At 38.2% G+C, this 7,996-nt stretch carries 6 protein-coding genes; all 6 read right to left on the bottom strand.

The annotated features are described in order from the left end of the window. The coding region (locus tag ACR2MV_RS10700) for a molybdopterin-dependent oxidoreductase (RefSeq protein ID WP_434021907.1) at nt 1–1,044 on the bottom strand (1,044 nt) is incomplete at its 3' end. A 10-nt stretch (nt 1,045–1,054) separates the two neighbouring features. After that, complete coding sequence (locus ACR2MV_RS10695; protein ID WP_434021906.1) at nt 1,055–2,686, bottom strand: NADH-ubiquinone oxidoreductase-F iron-sulfur binding region domain-containing protein; 1,632 nt, start codon at nt 2,684–2,686, stop codon at nt 1,055–1,057. Between the two features lie 65 nt (nt 2,687–2,751). Continuing rightward, the gene (locus ACR2MV_RS10690; RefSeq protein ID WP_434021905.1) at nt 2,752–3,927 is read right to left on the bottom strand and encodes a THUMP-like domain-containing protein; all 1,176 of its coding nucleotides are present in this window, start codon (nt 3,925–3,927) and stop codon (nt 2,752–2,754) included. Nucleotide 3,928: 1 nt separating this feature from the next. Beyond that, nucleotides 3,929–5,014 (bottom strand): AI-2E family transporter, encoded by a 1,086-nt coding sequence (locus ACR2MV_RS10685; RefSeq protein WP_434021904.1) that lies wholly within the window; start codon nt 5,012–5,014, stop codon nt 3,929–3,931. 75 nt (nt 5,015–5,089) lie between these two features. Continuing rightward, complete coding sequence (locus ACR2MV_RS10680) at nt 5,090–6,286, bottom strand: copper resistance protein NlpE N-terminal domain-containing protein (RefSeq protein WP_434021903.1); 1,197 nt, start codon at nt 6,284–6,286, stop codon at nt 5,090–5,092. A gap of 84 nt (nt 6,287–6,370) precedes the next feature. Beyond that, a complete protein-coding gene (locus ACR2MV_RS10675; protein WP_434021902.1) occupies nt 6,371–7,960 on the bottom strand; it encodes a peptide chain release factor 3 in 1,590 nt (529 codons plus the stop codon). Nucleotides 7,961–7,996: the final 36 nt, after the last annotated feature.

The following is a 7,996-nucleotide window of genomic DNA, read 5'->3' as shown; positions in this document are numbered from 1 at the left end:
ATTGGTGTTTAAGGCAATTCTTGTCATTTTTTGCAGGAGGTAATTTTCCTCATTGTTGGCCCGTGAAGAAGAGATGCAGCCTATGGCATCCTTTCCATAGGTGTCCCGTACTTTAAGTAATTTTTCGGCTATAAAATTGTAGGCCTCCTCCCAGCTAACAACTTCAAATGTTCCGTTTTTTTTGATCAGCGGATCTCGCAAACGATCCGGATGATTGTAAAATTGAAAGGCAAAACGTCCCTTTAAACAGGTGTGACCTTGATTAACTTCAGCGGTTTCCGGTGCTTGAATACCCTTAATCTCACCATTGATTACCGATACGTTCAGCTGGCAGCCGACTCCGCAATACGTGCAGGTAGTTCTGATGGTTTCATCGGGTATAAGAGTTTTGGTACTGAATTTATCAGAAAGAGCTTCTGTCGGACAAGTTTGGACACAGGCACCACAGGACACACAAGCCGAAAGATCAAAGTTTGTATCAAAACCTTTTATGATTTGAGTGGCGAACCCTCGACCACTCATCCCTAAGACCATTTCTCCCTGAATCTCCTCACAGGCCCTCACACATCGATAGCAATTGATGCATTGAGCCAGATCCGATTTAATATAAGGATGGGAATGATCTTTTTCAAGATCCAAGGAATTCTTACCTTTCGGATATCTCACATTTGGTATTCCAATGTCGGCAATTGTTCTTTGGAATTCTGTTGCCTTTCTTCCTTTTTCCGGAAATACCTTATCAGAAGGATAATCTGTGAGTACGAGTTCCAGGATATTTTTTCTCAATCGCAGAATCCTCTCCGTTTGATGATAAATATAGGCGCCTTCAAAAACCGGGGTATGGCAAGAAGCCACAGTTTTTGTTTCACCGTTTTTTTCTCTAGCTACCTCTACTGAACAAACACGACAAGATCCAAAGTTTTCCAGCCGGTCATCCTGACACATGGTCGGAATGGAAGAATGATTTTCGATTCTTCTGACAAATTCAAGAATGGTTTCATTGTCAAAAGCGGTATGTGCAACGTCGTTCAAATATACATTCATACGTTTAGGTTTAAGAATGGAAATAAGATTTTAATTCAGGTTGAAAATAGTGCAAGGCATTTTTAATAGGAAGAGGAACACCACCTCCCAAGGCGCAAAGCGACCCTATTTCCAGTGTTTCTATCAAATCATCAAACAATTGCTTGTCAATTTTATAATCTTCATGTTGGGCTTTTTCCAGCATTTCATAGCCACGGTAGGACCCAATTCTGCAGGGATAGCATTTTCCGCAGCTTTCTTCCGCAGTAAATTCAAGCAGGTGAGTGATAAATTTGATCATAGGGAATTCTTCAGGTATCGAAACAACGCTGGCATGCCCTAAAAGAAAGCCAGCATTATCCAAAGATTCAAAATCCAAATCAAGATCTTTGATTTTGTTCGTAGGGATTATGCCGCCGAGTGGACCTCCTATCTGAAAACCTTTTATAGCACTTTTTAGTCCTTTACCATAGGTCTTGAAAATCTCACTCAAGGGAGTTCCCATTTCAATTTCATACATTCCTGGCCGGTTAAAAAAACTGTCCAGAGATACGAGTTTGGTTCCTGAGGACTGCTTTGTGCCCAATTTACTATAGCTTTTTCCCTGGTGTTTTAAAATCCAATGGATGTTTGCAAAAGTCTCAACATTGCTTAAAACCGTTGGTTTGCCATATAATCCGTACTGAGCCGGATAGGGGGGTCTTACCCTTACTTCTGGCCGAAGTCCTTCTATGGAATTGAGTAAAGCGGTTTCTTCTCCACATACATAGCTTCCTTGTCCTTTGATTATTTTGAATTTAAAGTTCTCAAGCAGCTTTTTTTCAGTTAGTTTTTCAATGGCCGCAACCATGGTTCTGATCGAGTTTGGATACTCACCTCTAATATAAATGACACCTGTATCTGCGCCAACACAAACACCCGACATATACATGCCAAAAAGCACTTTAAAAGGTTGATGTTCCATCAGGTACATGTCACTATAAGCGCCAGGATCACCTTCATCAGCATTGCAGACAATATATTTTTGAGCATTGCTCTCACGTGAAACAGCATCCAGTTTAAACCAAAACGGGAATCCGGCTCCGCCGCGCCCTCTGAGATTCGAGTCCTTCAGTTCTGAAATGATACGCTCTTTCTGATTTATAAAATCATGTGATAAAGCAAAGAATTCTTGCAGGTTTTCTATTTTACCGGTGAGAATGGGCTCCGTATTACTTGCTATATGATAGTCGTTTTTTATATATCTGTTATGATCTTCTCTCGATAATATGTCATCCAGGTCTTTTGTCGATTCAATCGAATAGGTATGATCTTTAAACATCACCGCTCCGTTGGTATGACAATGACCTATACAGGCTACGTGACCTATTTCGTCACTTTTTACCCGATCCTTTACCAGGGAGTTGATCTTTGATTGAGAACCGGCAACCATACATGCAGTTCCGTTACAAACACGTATGCTCTTATTTCTTTCTGCGGGCTTGGTAAAATCATAAAAAGAAGCTGTTCCAAAAATGACAGAATCGTCAATCATAAATTTTTTGGAAAGAGTCTGAAAATCTTCTTCAGAGGCGTTCTTATTCGATAATTCTGCAATGTTTTCAAACAGGTTATTTTCAAGTCCCTTTCTCGATGAGAGGGCTCGAATATTCTTATTGGCCATGATCTTGAATTGATTATTCTGAACTAAAAATAAGAAATAAATCCTATCCCTTTAAAAGCTGACTGTTAAACTTTCTTGCACAGAATAACAATTGCCTTGTTGTCCATATCGGTCGTGAAGAATAAGTAGTCATCGCCTCCTTCTTTAATCCCCGTTTTTTTCCGTATCTGCGCTACTGATTCTCGAAAATTTCTGGTGGTAATATTTGCCTTTGATCCTGTGACATGTTTCTTAATAAGTTTCTTACTGTATTTAAAAACATTGCTGATCAAAAAGCATCTTCCTGGAAAATGAATCAATGTTTCTGATGTGTATAAGTGACTGTTTGTATGTAATTTATGAATTTTTAAATCATGTGATACTTCATTGAAAAGTCCTGATTTTAAAAGAGCGGTATTAGGTTCATATAAAAAATGAAGGGGATGAGAAATTGAGGCTTCTGCTCTTGACGGATACCTGCCTTCAAAGACCTGCTCAGCTTCCTTCAGCATATTAACAGTTTTGATCTTGATAGGATTGGAGTACCCTTTTTGAATCAAAAAGAGTAACTCTTTTACATCATTTTTAACCGCTATAATATGTATTTCTTTTATAAATTTTAAGCGATTAATGGTTGATGATATATCCAGAAAAGGAGATAATTTCACCATTATGTTCGTGGATCGCTCTAATAAAAGATCAAGATGCAGACTGATATCAGGTAGGCAATCTTCCACCTGAAAAACCTTGGATTTTAAGTCATCCCTTCTTGATGGATCTACATAGATCCAATCGTAAGTTGTCGGATCTGCTTTGAGTTTTTCTATACCATCAATGGCCAGGCAGTGACAGTTTTTGACACCTAGCTTTGTATAATTATAGGCAACAATTTCTGATAATTCTGAATTAATTTCGCAATGTGTTAAAGACGAAAACTTCTTTGCAAAAAAGAAGCTGTCAACGCCAAATCCACCTGTAAGATCAATGATGGATTCTCCGGTAATCAGTGAGGCTTTATAGGCTGCCGTTCTCTCGGAAGAAGTTTGTTCAATACTCAGGGGTTTTGGATAATAAATACCTTCGGTTTCAAACCAGGAAGGTAGTTTATGCTTCGATTTTAGTTTGGATTTCAGCTGATCTGCTAATTCCTGAATTGTGACTTCTTTAAAAGGAGAGCCTTTTAAAATCAATTTGGACAGGTCCGCATGCAATTGATTATTAATGAATTCTTGTGTCTCAGTATGTAACACTCCCTGATTCAAACTAATCGAAATCTTTGGTCAGGGATTTGACAATGGGATTATCGGAAAGAAACTCTTTCAAAACCACCTTGATCACGGTATAAGTAGGTACAGCGAAAATCATTCCTTTAATACCAAATAACAGGCCTCCGATAACAATGATCAGGAAAATTTCCAGGGGATGTGATTTAACACTCTTTGAAAAGATAATGGGTTGACTAAAAAAGTTGTCGATGAGTTGAGCAATAATATATCCTACCAACACATAGCTTGTTACCGGTAAAATATGGGATTGAAAATCATACTCCAGGCTGCTTGTCATCGTTAGGAGCATCATTAATGCGCCTCCGATAATAGGACCGATATAGGGTATAAGATTTAAGAGTGCACATAAAAAGGCAATGACCACCGCGCTTTTAATATTGAAAATCAGCAGCGTTATAGAATATATTGCAAAAAGGATGGAAATCTGAATGATTAATCCGATAAAATACCTGGATAATAAATCATTAATTTTTTTCAATGAATTTAAGATCTTCCCTTCGTTCTTATCTGGGGTAATCAACACAAAAACATTGTGCAGTAACCTGTTGTCTTTCAGGAAGAAGAAGGTAATAAACAGTACGGAGAACAAACCCATGCTAAAGGTGCCCACAACACCCACAAAAGAATTCAACAAACTCGGAATGGAGGCAATATTGGACGTCAGGTCAATATTTTTCAATTCACCAAAAAGATTGATTCTTCTGGCAGAAAAGAATATGTCAATTTCATTAAATAAATTGAAAATTCTTCTTCGAAGCTCTTCGGTATTGAGAAGAGAAATATTATGACCTTGTTCTTTAATGAGCGGAATAAACATCGAAATAACACCCATGATAATCATAAGAAATATAGCCATGGTGATGACTACCGCCATGATGTTCGGGAACTTGAGTCGCTCTTTTAAAAAACGAAGCAGGGGTTGGGCCACCAATGAAAGGACCGTAGCGATAATCAGGTAGATGATTACACTCTGAATTTTATACAGAAAATAAATGAGCAATAGGATGGAAACAACAACACCTAAAGCGCGTAAAATTCCATTGGCAATGGTTCTTGAATGCATGCTATAATTTTGGTCAAATAATCCGTAGGGTAAATATAGAAATAAAACTAAGACGAATCTACAGAAGGATTCGGATTAATTAAAGCGTTTTAGGACCATTACTTTTTTGTCACCCGCAAAAAAACTTAAATGATTTGAAAGTTGGTAGTTGACTGTTTTATCCGAAATAGCACCCATCAAAACGGCACTTAAATCAGCATTGGTACATGCCATTAAAGTTCCTGCCGTAGGGCCAAAAGAAACTTGATACCCTTTATTTGTCATTTTTCCAAAAAAACCATTACAACCGTCGTTGCCGGAGACTGTTCCTTCAAAAGGATCCAGGATCAAATAGGCTTCTTTATTCGGGAAGGAATCATCATTTATTTCTGTGCCGTCTACTTCAATAATTTTCCATTTCCCACTGAGCTTATAATTGGGTACGAAGGTGCCACATCCTTCAAGTGTCTGCGATTCTTTCTTTTTGGTTTCTTTAAAGTTAAGCGTCACTTGAAAAGTCTGCTTTGGGTTCTCCGTGTTTGTTTCGCATGGCTTTTCAGTTAATTGAAGTAAAATCTCTGCTTTATCAGAAACAATTCTGTAGTCAATGATAGCAGGATCCATACTCGGTAAAGGCTTGGCGCCTTTAAATTTATACAAAATACCATCAGGTGAAATAAAACTAATGGAATCAGTGTTCTTCATTTGCAATGCCCAATTCCCATCTTGACCTTTCGCTTGAAATAGGAGTCCTTCATCCCATTTGGTCATGAGTAGTTTTATGGCAGGGTCGTCTGATTCAAATTTAATCCCTTTTTTTTTAGCGCTTAATCTTAAAAAATAAGCAGCATTATCTATCGCTATAATCTCTTTGGCATTTTCATCTAAAATAATCAGCTCCGTACCCTTTTTTTGAAAAAACAACATCCCGCTGATAGGTTTGTCTAAAGCCACAATGCCATCTGTATGTAAATCATAGGTTCCCTGAGCCGTTTCATTTTTTTCGGGATTTCCTTTAAAATTGGTCGAGGCCTCATAAGAAAAATCTTCGTTTAATTCAAGACTCATTTCAATTCCATCACAGCTTTTGCATGGAATGGTACCGTTGTATATTCCTGCGAATACTCCCACCTGTTTGTTTAATTCTTTTTCAATTTCTTCCTGATATAATTCGTTGTGCATCTGACTGTGCATGCGAGAATGTGGATCTTGATACGTTGAACTACTTGAAGACGAACCGCAGGAAACGAATAACATGGAAACTGCTATCGATGATAAGATGACTGATTTCATATTTGAAGTTTTAATTTATTGCTAATCCTTACATATTTTTAACTGTAGAGCTTAGCTCAATCTCTGTGCCAAACCCGGTTAACTCTATTTAAATTCACTTACAAAGTGGAGTTTCACACTTGGGTACTTTTGCTGGGTCATTTGAACAGTAAAGGCTGAATCAGCCAAAAAGACCAGTTGTCCTTTTTTGTCTTTGGCCAGGTACCTTTGTTTTACACGTTTAAATTCTTTGAATTCTTCACTGGTCTCGTCTTCCGGTTCTACCCAACAAGCCTTATGAACATTAACATTTTCATACGAACACTTGGCGCCATATTCATGTTCAAGCCTGTATTGAATCACTTCAAATTGCAAGGCACCTACAGTTCCAATAACCTTTCTTCCATTCAAGTCGAGCGTAAATAATTGAGCCACCCCTTCATCCATTAACTGATCAAGTCCTTTTGACAGTTGTTTGGCCTTCATAGGATCTGCATTATTAACATATCTAAAATGTTCCGGTGAGAAACTGGGAACCCCTTTGAATTCCAGTTTTTCTCCCTCAGTGAGCGTGTCACCAATCTTAAAATTACCCGTATCATGCAAACCAACAATATCTCCAGGAAATGATTCGTCCACAATCTCTTTTTTCTCGGCAAAAAAAGCATTCGGACTTGAAAATTTCATTTTTTTGTCCAGTTTAACATGCAAGTAATTCGTATTTCTCTTAAATACACCGGAAACAATTTTCACAAAGGCCAGCCTGTCTCTGTGTTTAGGGTCCATATTGGCATGAATCTTAAATACAAAACCGGTAAATTTATTTTCTTTCGAATCAACCAAACGACTGTCAGACATTTTTGGCTGTGGTGAGGGTGCTATATCTATAAAACAATCCAACAATTCTTTGACACCGAAATTATTCAATGCGGAGCCAAAGAAAACAGGCTGCAACTGACCTTCCAAATAGGCTTTTTTGTCAAAGTCAGGATAGACTTCACGAACCAATTCAACTTCCTCCCTCAGCGTCTCTGCTGCCGTTTCACCTATTATCTCGTCAAGTTCCGGATCATCGAGGTCAGTAAATTCGATTCCCTCTGAAACGGTTTGTTTTGTATCTCCGGAAAAGAGGTTTAATTTTTTACCCCAGATATTGTAAATGCCTTTAAAATCATAGCCCATTCCAATAGGGAAACTTAAAGGAACTACCTTTAAACCAAGTTTTTGTTCCACTTCGTCCAATAAGTCAAAAGCGTCCTTTCCTTCGCGATCGAGCTTGTTGATAAAAACAATCATGGGGATATTCCGCATCCTGCATACTTCCACCAGTTTTTCTGTTTGAGCTTCAACACCTTTGGCAACATCAATGACTACAATCACACTGTCCACAGCAGTAAGGGTTCTATACGTGTCTTCAGCAAAATCCTTATGACCAGGGGTGTCCAGGATGTTTATTTTTTTATCCTTATACACAAAGGCAAGAACAGAAGTCGCCACAGAAATTCCTCTCTGTCTTTCAATCTCCATGAAATCCGAGGTAGCACCTTTTTTGATTTTATTGCTTTTAACGGCTCCGGCTTCCTGAATGGCACCTCCGTATAACAGTAGTTTTTCTGTCAAGGTTGTTTTACCAGCATCCGGATGCGAGATAATACCAAAAGTTCTCCTTTTTTCTATTTCCTGAAGTAAATCCATGTATAAAAATTAGTGCGCAAATATAAGTCAACTCCT

Source organism: Lutimonas sp., from assembly GCF_051011215.1.
Lineage (GTDB): Bacteria > Bacteroidota > Bacteroidia > Flavobacteriales > Flavobacteriaceae > Lutimonas.
Note: the sequence above shows the minus strand (reverse complement) of the source record. Positions and strands in the feature narration are given on the sequence as shown.

Bases quoted from the DNA above. Each gene is read 5' to 3' on its own strand.
- ACR2MV_RS10685 (WP_434021904.1), bottom strand. From the start codon at position 5,014: ATGCATTCAAGAACCATTGCCAATGGAATTTTACGCGCTTTAGGTGTT.
- ACR2MV_RS10680 (WP_434021903.1), bottom strand. From the start codon at position 6,286: ATGAAATCAGTCATCTTATCATCGATAGCAGTTTCCATGTTATTCGTT.
- ACR2MV_RS10675 (WP_434021902.1), bottom strand. From the start codon at position 7,960: ATGGATTTACTTCAGGAAATAGAAAAAAGGAGAACTTTTGGTATTATC.
- ACR2MV_RS10695 (WP_434021906.1), bottom strand. From the start codon at position 2,686: ATGGCCAATAAGAATATTCGAGCCCTCTCATCGAGAAAGGGACTTGAA.